General features: G+C 63.9%; 15 protein-coding genes and 1 pseudogene. 5 read left to right on the plus strand and 11 right to left on the minus strand.

Annotated features, from left to right (window positions below; all coding sequences use genetic code 11):
• Positions 1–38: 38 nt before the first annotated feature.
• Positions 39–2,783 (plus strand): TonB-dependent receptor, encoded by a 2,745-nt coding sequence (locus tag K7957_RS18415; RefSeq protein WP_223014079.1) that lies wholly within the window; start codon positions 39–41, stop codon positions 2,781–2,783.
• Positions 2,784–3,945: 1,162 nt separating this feature from the next.
• Here the strand turns inward: K7957_RS18415 and K7957_RS18420 are convergent.
• Both K7957_RS18420 and K7957_RS18425 read right to left on the minus strand, forming a co-directional pair.
• On the minus strand, positions 3,946–5,847 hold the full coding sequence (locus K7957_RS18420; RefSeq protein WP_246617271.1) for a glycoside hydrolase family 35 protein: 1,902 nt from the start codon (positions 5,845–5,847) through the stop codon (positions 3,946–3,948).
• 8 nt (positions 5,848–5,855) lie between these two features.
• Positions 5,856–6,356: pseudogene (locus K7957_RS18425) on the minus strand (SDR family NAD(P)-dependent oxidoreductase); the annotation flags it as partial.
• A 208-nt stretch (positions 6,357–6,564) separates the two neighbouring features.
• Here K7957_RS18425 and K7957_RS18430 point away from each other — a divergent pair.
• From K7957_RS18430 to K7957_RS18445, 4 genes are all read left to right on the plus strand, one after another.
• Complete coding sequence (locus K7957_RS18430) at positions 6,565–9,366, plus strand: TonB-dependent receptor (protein WP_223014082.1); 2,802 nt, start codon at positions 6,565–6,567, stop codon at positions 9,364–9,366.
• 69 nt (positions 9,367–9,435) lie between these two features.
• Positions 9,436–11,118 (plus strand): alpha-L-fucosidase, encoded by a 1,683-nt coding sequence (locus K7957_RS18435; RefSeq protein WP_223014083.1) that lies wholly within the window; start codon positions 9,436–9,438, stop codon positions 11,116–11,118.
• Positions 11,119–11,273: 155 nt separating this feature from the next.
• Positions 11,274–12,635, plus strand: a complete 1,362-nt coding sequence (locus K7957_RS18440) for a family 43 glycosylhydrolase (protein WP_223014085.1) — start codon at positions 11,274–11,276, stop codon at positions 12,633–12,635.
• Between the two features lie 488 nt (positions 12,636–13,123).
• A complete protein-coding gene (locus tag K7957_RS18445; RefSeq protein ID WP_246617272.1) occupies positions 13,124–15,133 on the plus strand; it encodes a TonB-dependent receptor in 2,010 nt (669 codons plus the stop codon).
• 353 nt (positions 15,134–15,486) lie between these two features.
• On the opposite strand, the gene K7957_RS18450 is transcribed toward K7957_RS18445, so the two are convergent.
• The 9 genes from K7957_RS18450 to K7957_RS18490 all read right to left on the minus strand — a co-directional run bounded on the left by K7957_RS18450 (position 15,487) and on the right by K7957_RS18490 (position 22,698).
• A complete protein-coding gene (locus tag K7957_RS18450) occupies positions 15,487–17,376 on the minus strand; it encodes a potassium transporter Kup (protein WP_223014089.1) in 1,890 nt (629 codons plus the stop codon).
• Between the two features lie 162 nt (positions 17,377–17,538).
• Positions 17,539–18,771, minus strand: coding sequence for a diaminopimelate decarboxylase (gene lysA / locus K7957_RS18455; RefSeq protein ID WP_223014092.1), 1,233 nt, complete (start codon positions 18,769–18,771; stop codon positions 17,539–17,541).
• A gap of 14 nt (positions 18,772–18,785) precedes the next feature.
• Positions 18,786–19,049, minus strand: a complete 264-nt coding sequence (locus K7957_RS18460) for a hypothetical protein (protein WP_183926590.1) — start codon at positions 19,047–19,049, stop codon at positions 18,786–18,788.
• Positions 19,046–19,564, minus strand: coding sequence for a methyltransferase domain-containing protein (locus K7957_RS18465; protein ID WP_223014094.1), 519 nt, complete (start codon positions 19,562–19,564; stop codon positions 19,046–19,048). The genes K7957_RS18460 and K7957_RS18465 overlap by 4 nt, the downstream gene beginning before the upstream one ends.
• An 11-nt stretch (positions 19,565–19,575) precedes the next feature.
• Positions 19,576–19,839: a hypothetical protein gene (locus tag K7957_RS18470; RefSeq protein WP_223014096.1), complete on the minus strand. Its 264-nt coding sequence runs from the start codon at positions 19,837–19,839 to the stop codon at positions 19,576–19,578.
• A gap of 146 nt (positions 19,840–19,985) precedes the next feature.
• Positions 19,986–20,954 (minus strand): magnesium and cobalt transport protein CorA, encoded by a 969-nt coding sequence (locus K7957_RS18475; RefSeq protein ID WP_223014218.1) that lies wholly within the window; start codon positions 20,952–20,954, stop codon positions 19,986–19,988.
• Between the two features lie 13 nt (positions 20,955–20,967).
• Complete coding sequence (locus K7957_RS18480; RefSeq protein WP_223014098.1) at positions 20,968–21,360, minus strand: hypothetical protein; 393 nt, start codon at positions 21,358–21,360, stop codon at positions 20,968–20,970.
• Positions 21,353–21,889, minus strand: a complete 537-nt coding sequence (locus K7957_RS18485) for a hypothetical protein (protein WP_223014100.1) — start codon at positions 21,887–21,889, stop codon at positions 21,353–21,355. The genes K7957_RS18480 and K7957_RS18485 overlap by 8 nt, the downstream gene beginning before the upstream one ends.
• Positions 21,890–22,011: 122 nt before the next feature.
• The gene (locus K7957_RS18490; protein WP_223014102.1) at positions 22,012–22,698 is read right to left on the minus strand and encodes a response regulator transcription factor; all 687 of its coding nucleotides are present in this window, start codon (positions 22,696–22,698) and stop codon (positions 22,012–22,014) included.

Below are 22,698 nucleotides of genomic sequence, written 5' to 3' on the forward strand. Positions count from 1 at the left end.
CCAAACGACAAGCAGAAACGATAACGAGGGAGGATTTAATGCCTAAGATGACGACCGCACGCCTGCTCGCATCGAGCGCTGCACTGGCCATCACCGTAGCCGCGTCACCCGTGACGGCTCAGACTATCCCAGAGCCGGGGAATACCCCGCCGTCCGCCGACACCGCCGTCTCGCCCGACACGGCCTCTCAGGACATCGTCGTCACCGGCATTCGTCAGAGCCTTAGCAGTGCGCAGAACATCAAGCGCAATTCCGATGCGATCGTAGATGCACTCGTCGCTGAGGACATCGGCAAATTCCCCGACAACAATGCTTCAGAGGCTATCGCGCGCATCACCGGTGTGCAGGTCACCCGCTACGCCGACGAAGCCAACGGCGTGCTGATCCGCGGCCTGCCAAACGTGCAGACGACCGTCAACGGTCGCGAGATCTTCACCGCCGACGGCCGATCTGTCGCGATCCAGGACTTTCCGGCTCAGGCAGTAGCGCGCGTCGACGTCTTCAAGGCCGTGACGGCGGAGAACCTCGAGGGCGGGATCGCCGGCCTGATCGACGTCGGGCTCCGCCGCCCGTTCGACTTCAAAGGCTTCCAGCTCGCAGGGGCGGCGCGAGGCGTCTACAACACCGAGAGCCGCAAGCTCGATCCGATCGGCAGCTTGTTGATCAGCGATCGTTGGCAGACCGGCATCGGTGAGATCGGAGCGCTGCTCAACGTCTCATTCACGCAAACTCGGTTCCTTAATTCGGTGCGCTACCAGGGCTTTCAGGACAATGTGCCGGCCGCGCAGCAGGTGCTTCCAACCTCGGTGGGCCGCGACTTCACCTTTCCGCAGGACATCGGCTTGTTCTACGGACGTGGCACGCGCCAGCGACCATCGGTAAACGGCTCCTTGCAATGGCAGCCGACCGATCGGCTCATGATCTACGCAGACGGCCTGTGGCAGGCGTACCGCAACAAGACCGCGAACGACTTCTTCGGGATTCCGATCCAGTCGAGCACCACCGGCGGTACTCCACCGACGATCCGCAACGCGGTGCTGACACCGGATGGAACGACGCTCGAGTCGTTCGACATTGATCTGGGGATCGTCAATGGGCCGACCAAGGAGTTCGGCCGCAACAAGACCGACACCTTCCAGGGTGCGCTAGGAGCGCGCTGGGAAGCGGGCAATGCCGTCTTCACGACTGATCTCGCCTACACCAAGTCGATCGTCGACAACACGTTCGGTCAATTCCAAACCCAGCTCGCGGCGCCCCTTACGCTGTCGGTGCGCCTGAACGATCAGCGCAGCGTCAACTTCGTACCGAGCGGCGTCGACTTCAACGACCCGGCCAGTTACTACGTGCGAGGTCTGCTGGAGAACCGCCAGCGCTCGACCGGAGACCAGTGGCAGTGGCAGGGCAACCTGCTGTTGGACACGGGATCGTCGCTCTTCCCCAAGTTCCGCTTCGGGCTTCGCTACGCCAACCGCAATGCTAACTCGACGTTTGGCGATCGCTACGCCTCACTTGCCGCGTTGCGCGACCCGATCACCAAGGTGCCCAGCGTAGCTGACGGCGGCATCATTGAGGCGGGTTTCCACGGGGACGATGTTCAGCAGTTCCGATCCTGGTACGCGCCGGACGCCTTCGCCTTCAACGACCGGATCAGTGACGTGCGCGCCTATGTGCGTGATGCCCTCGTGCGCGCAGGCGACGCCGGGGCACAGTCGGCCTGGGCGCCTGAGCGGCCGGCGCTCAACCCGCTGAGCGCGTTTCGCGCACGCGAGCAGGTCTTCTCAGGCTACGCCCAGCTCGATTATGCCTTCGACATCGGAATACCGGTGGACGGCGTGGTCGGCACGCGCATGGTGATCACGCGGAACCGACTGGATGGCACCAATTCGCTGCCGGTTGCTGGCGGCGGAACGCAGCTGGTGCCCATCGCCTCCTCGACGCAATATGTCGACGTGCTCCCCAACATCAGTGCGCAGCTGCACTTCACCGATCGCCTCAAGCTCCGCCTGTCGCGAACCGAGGCGCTCACCCGGCCGGGTTTCAACCAGATCAATCCAACGCTGACGATCCAGCAGGGCACGATCGGGGGCAATATCTCCTACACGGGCAACGGTGGAAATCCCGATCTGCAGCCGATCCGCTCGAACAACTACGACGCGTCGCTAGAATATTATTTTTCGCGGACCGGCTCGGTGTCGGTCGCCGGCTTCTACCGCGAGATCCAGGGATTCATCAACTCGCTTCCGCAGGTCGTCACCGTCCAGCCGTTCGGCGACATCCTCGTCTATCGCCCGTCCAACTCCAGCTCGGGAACAATCAAAGGGATTGAGGCGGCGGCGACGACCTTCTTCGACTTCCTGCCAGGCGCGCTCCGCGGCTTGGGCGCTCAGGCCAACTTCACCTATATCGACGGCGAGCAGATCGTACCAGCAGCGGCTAATTTCGCTGGAGGTCGCAACACCCTGCCCGGTGTTTCCAAGTACAGCTTTAACGTGATCGGACTGTATGAGCTTGGGCCGGCAAGCGTACGGCTTGCCTACAACTATCGTAGCGCCAATGTCGACGGCTTCGGCGCACCGGGCGTGTTCACCACAGTCTACTCGGACGCAGTCGGTCGCCTAGACCTTTCAGCCAGCTACAATGTCAATGAGAACGTGACGCTGACGGTCGATGCAACTAATCTGCTGCGGACGCCGTATCACAGCTACGTTAAGGATCCTCGCTACCCACGTGATGTTCGATGGGAAGCAAGCCTATTTTCCGCCGGAGTTCGTTTCCGCTTCTAATCGCGGTCCAATGCTTTAATGTTATGTGGCTGGTGGATCGTAGAGCAGGGCTTAGGGTCTCCTTGCACTACGGTCACAGCGCTTCAAAGCCTGTTACTATTGGCCAATATTCGTTTTATTTCACCAAATCTGAGTCGAGGTTTTCCGTCTAAACAATAGCAATGATAGTAGGAGCGTATGAGTTCGAGCGAGCAGGACCCAGGTCGTTACGCTGCAAAACAACTTCGATGCGGAATCATTCACGCTTATAATGAGGGGCTAACCTACTCACAGATCGCAAACCGTTTCGGGAAAAGCGTTCGCCAAGTTGGTGCAGCTTTGTCATACGCCAGGAAAACAACCCCAGAGCTTCTGGTCAGGTTGCCACCTGTCATCAAAAACCACGCTAGCAAACGACAATGCAACCCTCCTTTGATGGTCCGAGAGCCGGCCAACTCGAAACTCTGCTGGATAAACGGTTGCAACCAAAGTGCCAGAGGAGCAAACCGAACCTGCTACTTTCATCGTACGCTAGAGACCCTTGCATCTCGCCAGATTTCTGCGGGTCACTTTCTCCCACAGGTTACCTGCGTAAAATAATGCGTAAGCCAGGCGTCAGGGGTAAGCGTCTTCTGAGAAGGCTGGACGGCACATCGTCAATGCGGGCTTGAGCGTAGCGGCTGTTTCGACGGCACTATGACACCGCCGCCGGTCGCCAAATCTGGCGAGCCCTGTAAGAGCGTAGCCTTCCCGATGCACACCTGACTGGGCCTTGTTCGGCAGCGGCTGCAGCGATACCTGGCTACTTCCGCAAGGCCAATTACGGTATCCGGCGCCCACGGCGCCTCTTCCTTCCTGCGGCGGGTCCCACAATTGATAAATCAGACGACCAACCCCGCTTCTTAGCTTGCCCTTTGTTCATCTCGCCGCTTGAGCCGTCCGGGCGCTCCGCAAAGAAGTCCGGCTGATCTGATTGGCAGGTAGGCAGCCTGTCCGCTCTTAGGCAGAGTGGCAGGCCTTCCTTGACGCGACTGCGTCTACCATCCGCTTCCTCGCTGCCGACCGGAACTAATGTGAGAGCGAAAGGGAGGAACATTGCCAGAAGGTGCCCGAGCGAACGTGGCAGACGAAAGTCGCCGGCGCGCTCTCGGTGACGCCAGAACGAACTCGGCTCGAGCAGCTCCTATTGCGCCTCCCGGACCGACGTCACCTTGTCGTAGATCGGTTTGGCGACGGTCGTTAGTCGAGCGCGCGCGTCGCCAAAAAGATCGAAGAAGACGACGCGGTTGGCGCCGGGCCGCAACCACGGGGCGGGAGTGTAGAGCGTATGCACCGGACCGATCGACCAGTAACGCCCGAGATTGTGACCGCCGATCCACAGCTGCCCTTTATGCAGGCCGCGCGTGTCGAGGTACGTGTCGGCCGGTCGGTCCACCTGCATCTCCGCCTCATAGAAGCACGGCCCGCTGCACGGTGCTGCCGACATGGTCACCTGTGCGAGATCGTCCATCGGCAGCCGGAACATCTGCCAGTCAAGCAGCGGCACGCCCGCGAGCGTCACCTCGCCCGTCAGCCCGGCCTGTTCGGTGCGTATCGCATGCGAGTAGTTCACCCTGCCCGTGTTCTCGACCAGGATCTCGAGCGTCGCTTCGCGCGGCTGGGGCGGCAGTTCGATCCGTTCCTGCCCGAGCCGCCGGTCGAGTGTCCCGATCAGCCGCCGGTCGACATACACCTGCGCATAGCTGTGCATGCCCTTGAGCTCCAGCGTCCCGCCTCTCCCCCTCGTCAGCGCGGCGCGGTAGAGCACGTAGCCGTGGTCCTGATCGAGTTCCTCGAAGGTCAGCGGGCGGTCCGCGCTGACCGGGACGGGTAGATTGTCCCAGAGCGAGGCGCTGCGCCGCACTGCCGACATTGGGAAGTTCGCAGCGACCGTCGCGGTCGGGGTGGGCGTCGCGGGCTTGCCCGTCACCGCCGCGATCGCATCGGCGATCAGCGCGAACTTGTAGCGCGGGTTCCCCGCCTCGTCGATCGGCGCGTCATAGTCGTAGCTGGTGGTGTCCGGGTGATAGTCGGTGCCGGTGTGCGAGTCGGCGCCGTTCTTCCACCCAAAGCTGGTGCCGCCATGGACCATGTACAGCGAGATCGAATAGCCGCGCTGGAGCATGTAGCGCATCTCCTCGGCCTCCTTGCGCCCGTCCGTCTCGTGGTGGTCTTCGCCCCATTTGTCGAACCAGCCGGCCCAGTACTCGCCGACCATGCGCAGGCCCTGAGGACGAAACGCCTCCAGCTTGGCGACGGCGTTGGCGGCGCCGCCGGAGCCGAAATTGACCACCGAGGGCAGGTGCGGCAGCGACCCCTTGGCGAGGTCCCCGGCCTGGTTGGAGGTGAAGAGGACACCGTCCGCCAGCCCCGCGCGGCGATAGGTGGCTTCCAGCCCTTCCAGATAGGCGTGATCATCGCCGAATGCGCCATATTCGTTCTCGAGCTGCACCGCGACGATCGGGCCTCCGTTGCGCAGCAGGAGCGGCCTCACCTCCTGGCCGAGGCGCAGCATCCAGCGCTCCACCGCCGCGGTATAGGCGCGATCGGTCGAGCGCAGGGCCAGCCGCCGGTCCTTAAGCAGCCAGGAGGGATAGCCGCCCAGCTCCCACTCGGCGCAGACATAGGGGCCAGGCCGCAGGATGACGTTGAGTCCCTCCTGCTGCGCCGCACGGATGAAGGCGGCGAGGTCGTTCTGGCCGCCGAAGTCATACTGGCCGGGGCGCGGCTCGTGGACGTTCCAGAAGGCGTAAGTGGTGATGGTATTGAGCCCCATCGCCTTCGCCTTGCGCAACCGGTCGCGCCAATAGGCACGTGGGATGCGGACATAATGCAACTCGCCCGAGATCACCTGATACGGTTTGCCGTCCATCAGGAAGCCCGTGCCGCTGACCTCGAAGCGGTGCGGCGCGGCGGGCTGCGCCGCCACGGGGGCCGCAGTCAGCGCGGCGGTCGCGAGAACGAGCGAGGTGAGCAAGTGGCGCATAAGCGATGTCCATAGTTGGGAGAGCGGGGGCGAGAGGATCGTCGCGGTGACGAGCGGCATGTCTCGCCTCATTGTAGATTCACATAGGCGACGCCGTCGACGAGCAGCGCCGCTCCGGTGACGTGGCGCGCCATGTGGGAGGCGAGAAAGATGATCGGTGCGGCGACGTCGTCCGGCTGGCCGAGGTGTCCGAGTGGAGTGCGCGTGATCATGCGCTCGCACTTCACCGCGTCGGCGAGATCGTCGGCGTTGATGTCGGTCAAGATCGTGCCCGGCAGCACCGAGTTGCAGCGGTTGCGATAGCGGCCGATCGCGATAGCGACTGACTGCATTAGCGAGTGATCGCCCGCGTTGGTCGGCGTGTAATGAGGGAACTCGCCGCCGACTAGTGCCGAGATCGACGAGATCGCGACGATCGCGCCGCGCCAGGCCTGGTGCACCATCCGATCCGCCTGCACCAGCAGATAGGCATTGTGCAGGTTCACGCACATGGTCCGCTCGAGCACGTCTGTCTGCATGTCGAGAAGGTCGTGGAAGGGGCAAATCCCGGCGTCGCTCACGAGAATGTCACTCCCCCTCTCGCGGCGTCCGCATCCTCAACGATGTCGGTCGCTGTCGCCGTGGCAACGTCGCGCCGCAGCTTGGCCGTCGCATGTGTGTAAAACACATTTTCATGCTTGAAAACTCGCTTGTCGTGTGAAAGTATTTGTATGAGAAATGCGAGCATGGGCCGGCACGGCTCCAACAGACTCGCCGCTAAATCTTAGGAGGGGTTGTATGAAGAAGCTTATCGTCGGCGGTGCAGCCGCTACGATCGTGTCAGTCGGGCAGGTAGCGTCGGCGCAGATCCCGCAGACACAAGCCACGACGGAGGCGACCGAGAACAGCATAGCTGCACCCGCCGATGACATCGTCGTCACCGGCTTTCGCCGTTCACTCGACCTGGCGAATGAGACGAAGCGCCGTGCCGATGTCGTCAGCGACGTGATTTCGGCAGAAGACATCGGGCAATTCCCTGATCTGAACCTGGCCGAGTCGCTGCAGCGCATCACCGGCGTTCAGATCACGCGCTCAGCGGGAGAAGGCTCCGGTGTCTCCATCCGCGGACTGCCGCAGGAATTCACTCGCGTGCAGTACAACGGGCGTACCTTGGGAAGCGGGGGCACCCGGTCCTTCGACTTCACCGCGTTCTCCGCGCTGTTCACCAGCGCCGTCGAGGTGATAAAATCGCCCACGAGCGACCTGATCGAGGGGGGATTGTCTGGAACGGTGAACGTCCAGACGGCGCGACCTCTCGCAATCGGGAAGACGACCCTCAGCGCGTCCGTCGAGGGCGTCTATGAGGAACAGCGTGATAAGTTGACCCCACGTGTCGCGGTGCTGGGCAATTGGGTCAACGCGGCAGGCACCTTCGGCGTCAGTGCGGGCGTGGCCTACGAGCGCCGCGAGTACCGCGAGCGCTTTCTCAACACGTACGGCGCGGAGACCAGTCGTGAGTCACCCTTGTTGGACGCCGCGGGTCGCGCCATTCAGGGAGGCAAGACCCCGCCGATCGACTATAACGTGGACGGCGACTTCAACGACACGTACAGCTTCGAGCACGGCTACGACGCCTGGAACAACGCTGGCAGCCGTAAGCGGTTGACGGCGATCTTCGGCTACCAGTTCAAGCCGTCCGATACGCTCGAGCTTTACGGCGACGCGTTCTACAGCCGCTTCAACAATGACACCGAGACCCGGCGCGCCCAGCTCCGCATCACCGATATCGCGCCGCGGCTGACCGGCGGTACGGATTATGGCGTACGGGCAAGCACGATCGATACGAGTTTCCGTGACCAGCTTCTCGGCGGGTCACAGGGCTTTGTGACGGCGCTGGATGCCGACGGCATCAGCAATCAGGCGACCGCACGCGGCACGATCGCGACGATCGACGTCCTCTCCTTTGCGCAGGGCGTTCGCTGGACGTCGGGCGCACTGACCCTGGAAGCGGAGGGCTCGTACTTCCGCTCGAAGAACGACAATCGCAATTTCGGCCTGCAGGCGCAGGGCCGCGCCTCCGCGGCCATTTCCTATCCCGACGGAATTAGCCAAGGTCCCGCGATCAACTTCAACCGTGGCTACGATCAGCTTGATCCTGACAACTTCTATCTGACCGTGGCGGACCTTGCCGCCTTCACCAGCCGTGACCGCAACTGGGAGGGACGGCTGGACGCCACCTATCAGCTCGGCGACGAGGGCTTCTTCCGATCGATCAAGGTGGGCGTCTTCGCCAGCGACCGTCGGTTTCGTAACACGGCCGGATTTGCGGTTCTCAACGCGCAGCAGATCGCTGCGCTCTCAGGCGGCAGCTTGACCGTGACGCCTGGGGTTGAGGGCACAGGCGGCATCGCCGCGGGCGGCTTCTTGACCAAAGGCGACTTCCGCGGTCTGCCCGGGGACCCCGGCCTGCTGGTGATCGACACGTCGAAGTTCGACGCGATCGTTCCGCGGCAATCCTACTTCGACGATCAGGACGTACCGCCTCAGGCGGGTCAAGGCTTCGACATCGGTGAGCGCAACCTGGCCGCCTATTACCGCGTCAACTTCATGAACTCGGACGAGAAGCTGGCCGGCAACGTTGGGCTGCGCTGGGTTCAGACGCGTACCAGCTCGATCGGACTCATTCCTGATCTGGACAATTTGATCGTCGAGCCTGACCGGGTTAACGTGACAGTGCCGACGGCCGGGTCAACGGAGGTCAGGGCCAAGTATAGCGCATTGCTGCCGAGCCTCAACGTCAAGTACAGCATCTCGCCTGCCCTGTTGGTCAGAGCCGCGGCGGCGCGGGTGATCGGCCGCCCCGATCTTGGTCAACTGGCGGCGGGCACTTCCGTCGACGCGAACGTCCGTTCGATCTCGTCGGGCAACCCCGGGCTGGCGCCGTTCAAGTCTGACCAGCTCGACCTTTCGCTCGAGTACTATTTCGCCCGCGGCGGGCTGCTGTCACTCGCGGGCTTCTACAAGCACCTGACGGATTATATCGTCTCCGGCCAGACCACCGACGTACGGACCGTGACCCTACGAACCGGAGGCACGTCCACGCTCGAGTTCCGGCGCAACCAGCCGCTCAACCTACTCAGCGGCGACGTCAAGGGGGTCGAGGTCGCAGCACAGCTGCCATTGTCCTACTTGACGCCCGCACTTGATGGTTTCGGTCTTTTCGGCAACTACACCTACATCGACGCGCCGCAGATCCCGCGAACCCAGGGCGGTGAGGCCTTCCCACTGGATGGTGTGGCGAAGCACAACTACAACGTCGGTGGCTATTTTGAGAAGTACGGGCTCGGCGTGCGTGGTTCGTACTCCTACCGCGGCCGCTACTCGAATGGCGGTGGCACCTTTGGTGATGGCAACTTCAACGAGCCCTACGGACAGCTCGATGGATCCATCAGCTACAAGCTTACTCAAAACGCCGATTTAAGCGTCGATGTTACCAATCTCCTCGATGCCCACGGCAGGCAGTTGAATTCGTTTGGCCTCCTCTCCTTCGAGGGGTTCACCGGCCGGCGCTTCACCGGCGGTTTGCGGATCCGCTTCTAGCCTTTGCGGGCCAGTTCGACCGCACCATCGGCTCACCCATGCTTAAGCGCGCCATTCGGAGAGATGACGATGAAGACGACAAGACGGCAGATGATCGGCGGAAGCCTGAGCGCGGCAGCAGTCGCGCCGACGGCGGCACACGCCCTCCCCACGATGCCGATCGCGCCTGGGGCCGGTCGCGCACTCAAGGTGCCCGCACCAGCGCGCTTCACGCCGGACTGGGCATCGCTCACCAGTGGCTACAGCGTGCCCGACTGGTTCCGAGACGCCAAATTCGGGATGTGGGCGCATTGGAGCGCGCAATGTGTGCCGGAGGCGGGCGACTGGTATGCCCGAGACATGTACCTGCCAGGATCTCGCGCGTACAAACATCATCTGGAGCATTACGGCCATCCGGCGGATCGCGGCTTCATAGAGGTACAGAATTTGTGGAAGGCAGACCGCTGGGATCCGGCTCGCCTACTTGACCTCTATAAGCGCGCTGGCGCGAAATATTTCATGGCTTTGGCCAATCACCACGACAACGTCGACACCTACGCCTCACGGCACCACGCCTGGAATACAACTCGGATCGGACCGCGCAGGGACATCATTGGCACGTGGGAGAAGCTCGCACGCGAGCGCGGCTTACGCTTTGCTGTGTCCAACCACTCGGCGCATGCTTGGCACTGGAACCAGCCGGCCTACGGGTATGACACGGAGGGTCCCCGCGCCGGGCAACGCTACGATGCCTACAAGCTGACCAAGGCTAGTGGTCGCGGCAAATGGTGGGACGGGTTAGACCCTCAGCAGCTCTACGGCGGCCGCTTCATGCCAATGCCGGATGGCATCAAGAGCGACGCCGAGGCACAAAATTGGCACGAAGCAACCGATAGATTGTGGTCAGAAGGCGTGCCGACAGGCGATTTCGCGCGCAACTGGCTCCTTCGCTGCCAGGATCTGGCTCAGCGGTACAAGCCAGACATGATCTATTTCGACAATTTCGACCTGCCGCTGGAGCAGTACGGCCTCGACTTCACGGCCTGGTATTACAACCAGTCGATGGCTTGGAACGATGGCCGGCTCGAAGCGGTGGTCACGAGCAAGATGACGCCGCCGCAGCGACGTATGGGTATCGTCGACGATGTGGAGCGTGGCGGTAAATCGTATATCGAGCGGTTCCCGTGGCAGACCGACACGTGCCTGGGCGCTTGGCACTACGACGCAGATTTGTACGCCCGCGACGGCTATAAATCTGCCGCCACTGTGATCCACACTTTGTGCGACGTTGTGTCCAAGAACGGCAACCTGATGCTGTCAGTGCCGATGCGCGGGGACGGCACGATCGACGACAAGGAGGAGCGTATCGTCGCGAATATCGCTGAGTGGATGGGTCGGTTCGGTGAGGCCATTTACGCGAGTAGGCCGTGGAGATTGAACGGTGAGGGTCCGACGCGCGCTAGCAGCGGCCTTTTTTCCGAAGGCGGTCCGGTCTCGCCATACAATGCACGCGATATCCGGTATGTGAAACGCGGGAATGACCTTCACGCGCTGGTTTTGGGCTGGCCCGAAGACAATGTTGTTCGCATGACCCTTTTGGGACGTGACAATCCTACGATGCAGGGGAACGTGAGCCGCATCACGTTCCCGGGAGATGCCACACTACTCCCATTTCGTCGAACACCAGAGGCATTGGAAGTTACCCTCCCCTTGGCCGCAAGGCATCCAATCGGGCTGGCGCTGATCATGTCGGGCAGCGGTATCGCCAGCTAAGCGGCGCGTGCTCCGACAGGAGTTAAAGGAAGACGCGGGCAGTGCTACCTGAGCATGCTTCACGAGCGCGAATGACGCTCGGGCATTGTCCATTGGTGGTCGAGCGGCACTGTTCGGCTAGGCGCCGCCGAACGGCGAGGAGACTGATTAGAGCCATGCGACGATCGCGCTCCCTGATGCTCGCGCTGCCGGTGCTCGCGGCGGCAACGGTCGCCGCCGACACGCCCGCGCTCGCGCCCGGCGCGCGCAACCCGATCCTGCCGGGGTATTTCGCTGACCCCTCGATCGTCCACGCCGAGGGCGAGTGGTTCGTCTACGCCACGGTCGATTCCTGGGGCGGCGACACGCTGGCGCTGTGGCGCTCGCGCGACCTGCGCGACTGGACGCTCTCCACCCCGGACTGGCCGACCAAGCGCGCCGCGACGAGCCCGACCTCGAACGACAGCCGCGTCTGGGCGCCCTCGGTGGTGCACGCGCACGGGCGCTACTGGATGTACGTCTCGGTCGGCAGCGAGGTGTGGGTCGGCAGCGCTCCCCATCCCGCGGGGCCGTGGCGCGACGCCAACGACGGGCGCCCGCTGATCCCCGGCAACTACCGTCCGGGCTATCACATGATCGACGCCGAGGCCTTCGTCGACGACGACGGCCAGGCCTATCTCTACTGGGGGTCGGGGCTCGACTGGGTCAATGGCCATTGTTTCGCGGTTCGGCTCAAGCCCGACATGGTGAGCTTCGACGGCGCGCCGGTCGACGTCACCCCGGCGCATTATTTCGAGGCGCCTTTCATGTTCAAGCGCGGCGGCGTCTATTTCTTGACGTACAGCTGGGGCAACACCACCACCGACAGCTATCAGGTCCGCTATGCGGTCGGCACCTCGCCGCTCGGCCCGTTCCACGAGCCCGCGGACCGGCCGATCCTCGCCACCGACCGCGCGCGCGGCATCGTCAGCCCCGGGCATCACGCGGTGTTCCGCGCCGGCGGCGAGGACTTCATCCTCTACCACCGCCAGTCGCTGCCCTATGCGCCGGGCGGCGACGTGCGGCGCCAGGTGGCGCTGGACCGGCTGGTCGTGCGCGGCGACCGGATCGAGCCGGTCACGCCGAGCAATCGGGGCGTCGACGTGCCCGGCACCGCGACGCGGCGCGCGCGCACGGCCATCGCGCCCGCGGCGATCACCGCCTCGCGCGCCGACCCAGCGCACGCCGCCGCGCTCGCCGGCGACGACAATTACGCGACGAGCTGGCGCAGCACGGGCGCCGGCACGCTCACGCTCGACCTCGGGCGACGCCGCCGCGTCGCACGGCTCGTCCTGCGGCTCGGCGCGCCGACGGTGCCGACGCGGCTCGCGGCCGAGGCTTCCGACGACGGCGTGACGTGGCGGCCGATCGCGCCGGTGCGCGCGGTGACCGGATCGCCGGTGACGATCGCCGTCGCGCGGGAGGTGCGGCTGCTCCGAGTCACATTGCCCGAGGGCGGCGAGATTATCGAGGCGAGCGCGGCGCCTATGCCGCTATAATGGCTGAACCGATTGAAGACCCAAAAGCAGTCGCTCCCGGCGCCCTCCCCGCCTCTCAACTCCGGTCACTCGTTCATGTCGGCGTCCGAGGCAGTCGACCATTCCGCGCAGCTGTCTGGTTGGCTCACTCTGGGAGGAAGGCAGACATCCAAATGCAACCTTCAACGCGAATGTCGCACGCATGGTTTTAGGAGAAGGCGGCATCGCGGCTTCGGCGAGCAAACGCTTCTACAGAGACGGTGATCCGCTACATCCAGCCTCACGGCCTTCGCTGATCATGATGCGGCCATGTCCGTCAACACCGTACCTCCGGAGGCGGAGGCAGATACCTACAGCCTGTTGCATGGCAGCAAAACAGCCGTATGATATGTTGCAACATACCGTGGCTCTCACGGTTCGTCGAAGCCGTTCTCGGAGTAGCAATGTCCTTAACGCCCCTTGGTTCGCGGCTGCGGAGGTCCACAGTCGCCTTCACGTTTGCGCTCGGTTTGACGCCATTCAACGTAGAGGCACAGGAACTATCCGAGCGTGACGACGAAGACGAGATCGTCGTTCTGGGCACCCGCAACGCCGTCGACCGCACGCTATCGTCGGACCGGGTCACCGAACGCATGTCGCAATCGAGCCGTTCGATCGAACGCGACATTCTCGATGCAACGGGAACATACCGGCTAAGCGACGCTCTCGAGCTCGTCAGCGGCTTCAGCCAGCAGAACAACCGTGGCGGAGTTATCGACAATTTTGCGGTTCGCGGATTTCTTGGCACCCCGGACGGAGGCGCGGAGTACTATCTGAACGGCTTTTTGGCCAATCGCGGCATGGCTCCACCACGCGATCCCGCGACAACCGAACGGATTGAGGTGCTCAAAGGCCCAACAGGCGCGCTATTCGGTGACGTTGATCCCGCCGGCCGGGTCAATATCGTGAACAAGGTGCCGCGCTTTACGCCGCACGCGAACGCGATGGTCAGTTATGGCTCGTTCAACACGCGGCGTGTCGAACTCGACGCTACAGGCCCCTTGTCTCGGACCCTGGCCGCCCGGATCGTGGTCGCAGGTGAAGACAGTGATGGGTGGCGCGATACCGTCACCCTGCGCCGACGCGTCGTTTCGCCGTCGCTGACCTGGCAGCCAAGCGGTGCGCTGCGCCTCACCTACACTGGCGAGTTCAGCCAATACGACACGCCATTCGACCGCGGCATTCCGGCGATCGACGGCAAGGCCAACGCGTTGCCGCTCTCAAACTTCTACGGCGAACCATCAAACGGCATCACCAAATCACGGCAGGACCAGCACCAGGTGACCGCTCTGGCGGACTTCGGCGGGAGCTGGACGCTGAACGGCGGTGTGGTCTGGCGAACAGGAACGCTGCAGGGCTTGTCCGCCGACCAGTCGCGCATCGTCGGGAACGCCTTGTGGCGACAGCGCCGATCGCGTGACTTCAGTGTCGATGACCTGTCAGCGCGCCTGGAGCTCGCCGGGCAGATCGGGCAACACCGCGTCAGCGCAGGCATCAAAGGTTATCGCTTTTCCTACGGCGAGCGCTGGCTGCGTATCAACCCCTCAGCCTCTGCGCCTTACGCGATCGACCTGTACAACCCGGTCTATGGATCGGATGCAGCTTCCCTACGTCCCTTTACGAACAATGATGAGAGTCGCTGGGCAGGCACCTTCTACGTGCAGGACATGTGGGACGTTACCGACCGGCTGACGCTGGTCGGAGGCGCACGGATCGATCCCTACCGCCAGAAAATCGTCAACAACAACACGGGCGGTGTCGGCCGCAACATCGATGAGCCTGTTAGCTTCCGCTTCGGTGCGCGCTACCGCATTACGGATGTGATCGCGGTGCACACCAACTGGGGTGAAAACTTCTCGCTTAACACCGGCACCGATCGCAACGGGGCGGGCTTCGGCCCGGAAAAAGGTCGTGGTTACGAGGTGGGTGTCGCGGCCAAGCTGCCTAGTATTGATTTGGCGGCAACCTGGTTCGATATCCACAAACAGGACATCCTGACGACCGATCCGGTAGATGCGAACTTCCTGGCACCCGTGGGTAGCATCGTCAGCCGTGGGATTGAACTCGACGCCTCAGCGCAGCTCGGCAATCGCTGGCAGGTCGTCGCCAATTATGCGTGGCTTGATGCAAAGGCAGATGACACCGCCTTTCCGACACCGGAGGTGCTGAACGTGCCGGAGCACTCAGGCACGTTGCTGGTGGTCCATAGTATCCCGACCACCCATGGCGACTGGCAGTTGAGCGGAGGCGCCGCCTATGTCGGCGATCGGGCGGGATCACTCACCGCTGATCCGGTGGTGCTACCCGGATATGTGAAGGTGAAGACGGCTATCGAAGCACCGCTAATTGAGGGAGTCCGCTTCCGTCTTGAGGCGGACAATCTGCTCGCTCAACGCTATGCCGCCAGCTCGTACAGCGCCTTGTGGATCTACCCCGGCGCGCCTCGGACGGTGCGGGCGTCACTTCGTGTCGAGATCTGATTCGATTAGGCACTGGCTTTCGCCGGTCCAGCTGAGTGATTTAGGCGCACATCAACCGTGGCATGGGCCATCGATAAGCCGTGACGGGAAATGAAAAAGCTCGCACTCGACAAACGAATGACTTCGGGAGATCGTGCAATCTTCGAACGACCGCGATTGGGCGCTGGCAGCCCCCCTTCCCTCCCGTGCAGAGGACCGAATTGCGGTCATTCGTGAGCAAAGATCGGCCCACCGAAACCGGACGTTCATTCATGTTCGTCGCGTCGTGCGATTGTGCTGGCTTGAACGAGGTTGCGCTTCTTCTTGTGATCTTGGGAACCAAACCAAGCCCAATGATAAGGTCGCTCCGAGAACTAGATGCGCACCTCAGTCCCAACGACTACGAGCTGGTGCGACGGGATGCAGAAGGAGTCGCCTGTCGGCGCGGTGTTACGCTGCATGGATACGAAAATCTCTTCTCGCCAAGGCGCCATCCCAGCGATCCCGGCGTCGGCGATGATCGTCTCCTGCCCGATGTAGTAGCTAACCTCCTCGAGCTGATCAGCGTCAAAGAGCTCAGTTGCGGCCAAGCCGCCAGGAATGTTGATGTTCTCCATGAAGCCAAAGCTCAGGATGACTCGATGCACGTTCGTGCAGATGAGCGACGTCTCAGCCCGATCGTTAACCCGTACGTACGGCGTTTCCGCCACCTGTACCGAGACGAGGATGAGGCGCTCCTGAAGCGCCCTGTTGTGCCGAACGTGCTGCGTCAGCGCCAAAGGTATGCCGCTTGTAGCAGCGCTGAGAAAAGCTCCGACCCCTTTGGTGCGGCAATCAACTGCCTGGTCAAGCCGACGAACGAACGTGTCTTCTCCATCGCGCTGGTGTGCACGCGACTGCTCCACCAGCCGAACGCCGGAGCGCCACGTTAGCATGAGGAAGGCGACGACAACCGCGATGACGAGCGGGAACCAGCCGCCTTCAAGCAGCTTCACGCCGTTCGCCGCGAAAAACACCAAATCCAAGGCGAAAAAGGCACCGTTGACGAGCACCACCAGCAGCGGATTGTAGCCCCACCGCAGCGCCACCAGTGCCGCCAGGAAGGTCGAGATCGCCATCAATCCCGACACGGCGATGCCGTAGGCGCCAGCCAGGCCTTCCGACGAGCGGAAGATGAGCACCGCCGCGAGCGTCCCTGCCGCGAGCAGCCAATTCGCAAGCGGCAGGTATACCTGTCCCTCCTGATCCGCCGCAGTATGACGGATGTCCAACCGGGGCAGGAAGCCAAGCTGGATCGCCTGCTGCGTCAGCGAGAAGACCCCTGAGATGATCGCCTGGCTGGCGATCACGGTCGCCGCAGTGGCGAACACGATCAGCGGATAATGCGCCCAGCCGGGTGCCAGCTCGTAGAAGGGGCTGACGAGCGCGGCGGGGTTGGTCTCGATCAGCGCCGCCTGACCCAGGTAGTTAAGGACCAGTGCGGGCAGTGCGACCGCGAACCAGGCAAGGCGGATCGGGAAGCGTCCAAAGTGCCCCATGTCCGCGTACATCGCCTCGCCTCCGGTGACGGCCAGGAAAACCGCCCCGAGCACTGCGAAGCTGACCGGGATGGGCGATCGTAGCAGGAAGCCGATCGCTTCCGCCGGATTGAGCGCCTGCAGCGCTGCCGGATGACGGATCACTGCCGCGACGCCGAGGAGGGCGATCGCGAGAAACCAGACGAGCATGACTGGCCCGAAAATACGTCCGATGAACCCGGTGCCTCGGGCCTGCACCAGGAACAAGCCGATGAGGATGACGATCGTGATGGGGAGGATGGCCGGGGCTAGCATCGGCGCATCCACCTGCAGTCCCTCCACCGCGCTCAGCACCGAGATGGCCGGTGTGATGACACCGTCGCCGTAGAGGAGCGCGGCGCCGACAAGGCCGAGTACAAGAAGGGCCGCCTGCCTCGTCCGCGGCTCGGCGTGCCGAGCGCCGAGCAGCGCGAGCATGGCGACAACGCCCCCTTCGCCGTCGTTATCGGCACGAAGGATCAGGATCGCATACTTGATCGATACCACGACCACGAGCGACCAGATGATGAGCGAGGCAACGCCGATCGCTGCAACGCCTGGAGCGCCGCCTGCGGCGGTGACTGCGACCTTGAAGGCGTAAAGCGGGCTGGTTCCGATGTCACCGTAGACGACGCCGAGCGCTGTCAGCCCAGCAGCGATCCCCGTCCGATGCTTGATGCCATGCTGATCCGGTCGATGAACGTCCATCATTCCCCCTCATCCGCGGATCGCCCGCCTTGGCCCACGCAACGCCGAGGAGCTTGCTTCGGTCTCAACACAGATCAGGTGGTGCTCCGCGCCCATGGCGAGTTGTTCATACCGGACTCGCCCCTAAGCGCGGGACAATGCTTCCCGCGAGCTGACACCGGGTCAGGCTGCACGCTCGGCGGGCATGGCGCGTTCTCCGACAACCTCGAAAGCGCCCCCGTCAACGAGCACCTGCGCACTCAGCGGGCGACAGTTGTAGCTGGAGGCCATCGAGGCACCATAGGCCCCGGTGGCATGGAAGACCGCCAGGTCGCCGCGGGCAACCCGGTCGATCTCCTGGTTTGTGCCGAAGGTGTCGCCGGTCTCGCAGACGGGGCCAGCGAGGTTGGCGACCATTGTCTCGCCGGAGGGCTGAACGGCGGCGAAGCGGTGGTAGGCGCCGTACATAGCCGGCCGCGCCAGATCGTTCATCGCTGCGTCGACGATCACGAACGGAGCCGCAGTACCCGGCTTCACCCATATGACTTGGGTCATCAGCACACCGGCGAGCCCTGCGATAATCCTCCCAGGCTCGAAGGTCAGCCCGACGTTCCACTGCGCGGAAACGCGGGCGACCATGGCGGCATAGTCGGCCAGCGAAGGGATATGATCCTCCTCGCGATACGGGATGCCAAGCCCTCCACCCAGGTCGACGCGGGTAATGACATGGCCACGTGCACGAAGCTCAATGATGAGCTCGCCGATGCGACTGTACGCCGCCTCGAGCGGAGCAAGATCGCTGAGCTGGCTGCCGATGTGCAATGCCAACCCATGCAGGTGCAGCCCGTCGAGCCGGCCCAGCCGATCGTAGATGTCGGCGGCATCCGCGATGCCCACGCCGAACTTGTTCTCGCGGCGGCCGGTCGAGATCTTTGTATGGGTGCCCGCGTCGACGTCGGGGTTGACGCGCAGCACGGCCGGCGCCCGCCGGCCGCGACCGTACGCAAGGCGGGAGAGCACCCGCCCCTCTTCCTCCAGCTCGAGGTTAAACTGGCCGATGTTGGCGTCGAGCGCGTCGCTGAGCTCGCGGTCGGTCTTGCCGACGCCCGAGAAGACGATCCCGGCCGGCGCCATGCCTGCGTCGAGCGCACGGCGAAGCTCGCCACCCGAGACGATGTCGGCACCGAAGCCGCGCCCGGCGAGCAGGCGCAGCACCGCGCTGTTCGGATTAGCCTTGACCGCGAAAGCGAAGCGGGCTGCAGGCAGCCGCCGCAGCGCCGTTCGGAACGCGTCCGCTGCGTGGCGGAGGGCGGCGGCCGAGTAGACGTGTACCGGCGTGCCGACCGCTTCCGCAATCTCGGCCAGCGGCACGTCCTCGGCGTGGAGGGTACCTTGCTTGTACGCAAAGAAGCTCATCGTCGATCCGTCGCTCACAGCCCGAAGCCGTCGCTGTTCTGCCCACGCCGACGCACGCGTGCGGCATGGACCGCGGTTGCGGTATGGTAATGGCCGCGCCGCTCGGCGCGGAATACCTGGGCCACGCGCTTGCCGTGCACCATCAGCGGCAGCCCGAGCAGGGCGACAATGAAAAGCGGCACCATTAGCGGCGATCGGTCCAGCATGAGGCAGGCGGCGCAGGCGCCGGCAAACAGGGCGAAGCCGGTGGCTTTCCAGGCGAGGTCGCGATGGGTCACCCGAGCATACCCCCGATCGTCGCGGCGGCTGGATCGCCGACGACGCGGTCACCCGCGGCTGCCAGCAGCTCGCTGAGACCGGCCCGATGATCGTCGCGCGCGGTGCCGTGCCACAGCACGATGTCGGCCGGGAAAACCGCCTCCTGAGCGAGCGCCTGCGCCATGTCGACCTGGTCGAAGGTGAGGCCGATCGCACCGTCACGCATCATGCCCGCGGCCGAGCGGGCACGGGCGATCATCGCCGGCGAACCGTCGATGCCGCGCGCCTCGATGGCGGTGAAGCCGAGCGCACGTGCCTCACGCGCCGCCTCGATCAGCAGCGCGCCGTTGCCGCAGTCGGCATCGACGATCCGGACCGAGCAGCGGTGCCGCTGCCGCAGGTCCGCCAGCGCCGCGACGAGCGGCAGCCAGCGCGGATCGGCGTGCACCGTGCGCGAGCCCGGTACCGCGAAGTCGCGTGCTGCGCGCACACCATTGTCGGCCGACATAGCGGCCTTCTTCATTGTCGCTGTCATGATGACCTCCTTCAGGCCGCGCGCACGAGCGCGCGCTCGCTGGCAGGGACCGGACCGATCGGGATGAGGGGCTTCAGCGGCTTGACCGCCATCTCGAGGCTGGCGTGGTAAATCTCGCGCTCGGCGTGAGCGAAGCTCAGTGCGGCACCGCGCGAAGTGAAGCGGCCCTCGAGCTTGCCTGCGCCGTCCTGGACGAGCCAGTGGCCCGCATGGTCCTGACCGACGTAGATGACCGGGCCGCGTTCGTCGGGCTCCGGAAGAGGTTCAGACGACATGATCGCTACTGATGCCTTCGATGAACGAGCATCGCGTGCCCGCCCATCTCAGCTACGAGCCCTCCCATAGTCTTTCGAGATCGATTCCCGGCATCGGCATAGTGGCCGCATAATCACGCCAACGGCTCGTCGCATTTTGGGGCGGCTCACAACCAGCGAGCGCGACGGAACCGCCAATACAGCGCCGCGCAGATCGCGAGGATGACCACGAGGGTGGCGGGGTAGCCGTAACGGCTGTGTAGCTCGGGCATGTGCTCGAAGTTCATGCCGTAGATCCCCGCGATGGCGGTCGGCACTGCCAAAATCGCGGCCCAGGCGGCAAGCTGGCGCGCAATCGCGCCGGTGCGCTGCTGCTCGATCAGGTTGCTGAACTCAAACACCGAGGTGAGCAGCTCGCGCAGCCCACTCGTCATCGCCTCGACGCGGCGGACGTGGTCGAGCACGTCGCGGAAATAGTGCCGCGCCTCCGTGTCGACGCACGGCAGCTCGTTCTTCGCGAGCTTGCGTGCCACCTCCTCCATCGGAACCAGAATGCGATCAAAGCGCATGAGGTCACGGCGCAGCGCGAAGATGCGCGCGATCTCGGCGCGATCGAGGAAGGTGTCGAGCATACGCTGCTCCATCGCCGCAACCTCCTCCTCAAGCGCCGTGACTAGTGGCAGATAGCCGTCGACGATGAAGTCGAGTACCGCATGGAGGACATAATCGCCGCCCTTGCCGAGCAGGTCGGGCGCGGCCTCGAGGTGCTCACGCAGCGGCCGGTGCGAGCGGGTCGAGCCCTGTCGAACGGTGATGATGTGGCTGTGCCCGAGGAAGGCGGCAGTCTGGCCGTAGACGATGCGACCGTCACACAGGTAGGCCGTGCGACCGATCACGAACAGCTGGTCGCCATAGACGTCGACTTTGGGCAGCTGGCCGTCCTTGAGCGAGTCCTCGACCGCGAGCGGATGCAGGCCGTAGAGCCGCTGCAACGTCTCGATCTCGTCGGAACACGGGTCGCTGAGCCCGATCCAGACGAACTCGGAGCGGTCGCTCGGACAGCTGACCTGCTCCTCGATTGCGATCTCGCGAACACGCCGGCCATGGCGATACAGATACGCGGCGATGACCGGCACGAGCTGAAGCGCTTCAGCGGTGTCGGTGAGTGAGGGTCGCCGTCTGGCGCACCTTCGCCGATCGGGCACGGGCAACCGCGAGGACGTGACGAGCCTGCATCAGCGAAGCGGAGCGCCGCGTGTCGAACGCACGACTGGCAGGCGAGATCGGGCGCGTGAAACGCTCCTGCAGCGAGGTCGCTCGTTCCGGGCGAGCTTGCGGTGAGGGCTCGAGCAACTTTCGCCCGTGAACCAGCAGCAGGATACCGCCGGTCGCCAGGAGGAAGCTGACCAGTCCCAGAGCGAATTCTGCCGGGTGTGCCGGTCCCGTCGCGACCGTCTCGTACACGGCGCGGTGGAGTAGAGACGTGCCGGTCGCGGCGGCAAGCAGCAGGACGCCGAGCAGGCGAGCGGGAAACTTACGCACCTGCCACCGCCTTCGCGTCGACGATGCGCAGGCTAAGCCGGCCATCGATTCTGGGCACTGCGCCCGCAGACGATGCGATCGCAACCTGTGGCTGCCCAGCTCTCTCCGCCTGCGCGAAACGCCGCGCCGCTTCAGCCGAGGCGAAGCGGCCGAGCAGCATGCCCGCGCTCTCGCGCACGGTCCAGCTGCCATCGGCATCACGTCCGACGACGAGAAGCGCGGGCTCCTTGATGTTGTTCATCGAGAGTTGCTCCATCAGAGAAGAGACGCTCACGCGCGAGCGGTGTCGCCACCGCGCGCTCACCTCCACCTCGTCGAACAGGCGCCGACCCAGCGTCAGCAGCAGGCCGCCTGCGCTCGCCGCCACGAAGCCAAGAGCGGCGAGGACGAAGGAGGTCAGGCCTGCCTTCATCGGGGGCACATGCATGGATGCCAGACGCGCCACCGCCATGTACGCGAGCGCACATAGCGACAGACCACCGGCGCGAAGCGCGAGGTCACCTGATCTCGATCGATGCCACCGAACCATGCCACCATCCTCGTTGAGGTGGCGATCCAGCTATTCCGCACGACGTAGCAATTCGAGATCGAAAAGCGGAATCACCGTAGCTGCGGCATAGTGATGCGACGAACCGTGGCGCGGCCGACCCGCTACGCTTCTCCCTTGAGGCGGTAGCCGACACCGAGCTCGTTCGAGATGACGCTACCCACTGCTCCTGGCACTTCGAGCTTCTGACGCAGATTGCGAATGACGATGCGGAGGTATTCGACACGCGGCTCCTCCTCCGAGCCCCAGCACGCCGCAAGCAGTCGCTCGTGCGTGACCACACGGCCGATATGGCGGGTAAGGACGCCGAGCACGTCATGCTCCTTGCGGGTAAGGTGAACCTCCTCGCCCGCTCGTTCGACGATCCTTCGGTCGAGATCGATCGAGAGATCCCCTCGACGCACGATCTTGGGTGAGGCGTCGGAGAGACCCTGATGACGCAGCGCAACCCTTAGGCGCGCTAGCAGCTCGTCCGTATCGAACGGCTTGGTCACGTAATCGTCGGCTCCGAGGTCGAGTGCCGTGACCTTCTCGTCTGTCGCATCGCGGGCCGACACGACCAGCACGACGGCGTCCCCCTGCGCTCGCAGGAGAGGGATGATGGTAAGCCCATCACGATCGGGCAGACCGAGGTCGAGGAGTACCGCGCTCGGCTGCTCGGCTGCTGCCTGGCGAAGCGCTCCGCGTGCGTCTTCCGCTTCGACCACAGCATAGCCGGCGCGGATCAAGGTACTCCGCAGCAGGCGTCGGATCGCGACCTCGTCATCGACGACGAGCACTTTGGCGGGCAT

Source organism: Sphingomonas yunnanensis (assembly GCF_019898765.1).
Taxonomy (GTDB): Bacteria; Pseudomonadota; Alphaproteobacteria; order Sphingomonadales; family Sphingomonadaceae; genus Sphingomonas; species Sphingomonas yunnanensis.

Coding starts and splice junctions, on each gene's coding strand:
- K7957_RS18415 (WP_223014079.1), top strand. CDS start 39: ATGCCTAAGATGACGACCGCACGCCTGCTCGCATCGAGCGCTGCACTG.
- K7957_RS18420 (WP_246617271.1), bottom strand. CDS start 5,847: ATGCCGCTCGTCACCGCGACGATCCTCTCGCCCCCGCTCTCCCAACTA.
- K7957_RS18430 (WP_223014082.1), top strand. CDS start 6,565: ATGAAGAAGCTTATCGTCGGCGGTGCAGCCGCTACGATCGTGTCAGTC.
- K7957_RS18435 (WP_223014083.1), top strand. CDS start 9,436: ATGAAGACGACAAGACGGCAGATGATCGGCGGAAGCCTGAGCGCGGCA.
- K7957_RS18440 (WP_223014085.1), top strand. CDS start 11,274: ATGCGACGATCGCGCTCCCTGATGCTCGCGCTGCCGGTGCTCGCGGCG.
- K7957_RS18450 (WP_223014089.1), bottom strand. CDS start 17,376: ATGGACGTTCATCGACCGGATCAGCATGGCATCAAGCATCGGACGGGG.
- lysA (WP_223014092.1), bottom strand. CDS start 18,771: ATGAGCTTCTTTGCGTACAAGCAAGGTACCCTCCACGCCGAGGACGTG.
- K7957_RS18465 (WP_223014094.1), bottom strand. CDS start 19,564: ATGACAGCGACAATGAAGAAGGCCGCTATGTCGGCCGACAATGGTGTG.
- K7957_RS18470 (WP_223014096.1), bottom strand. CDS start 19,839: ATGTCGTCTGAACCTCTTCCGGAGCCCGACGAACGCGGCCCGGTCATC.
- K7957_RS18485 (WP_223014100.1), bottom strand. CDS start 21,889: ATGGTTCGGTGGCATCGATCGAGATCAGGTGACCTCGCGCTTCGCGCC.
- K7957_RS18490 (WP_223014102.1), bottom strand. CDS start 22,698: ATGCCCGCCAAAGTGCTCGTCGTCGATGACGAGGTCGCGATCCGACGC.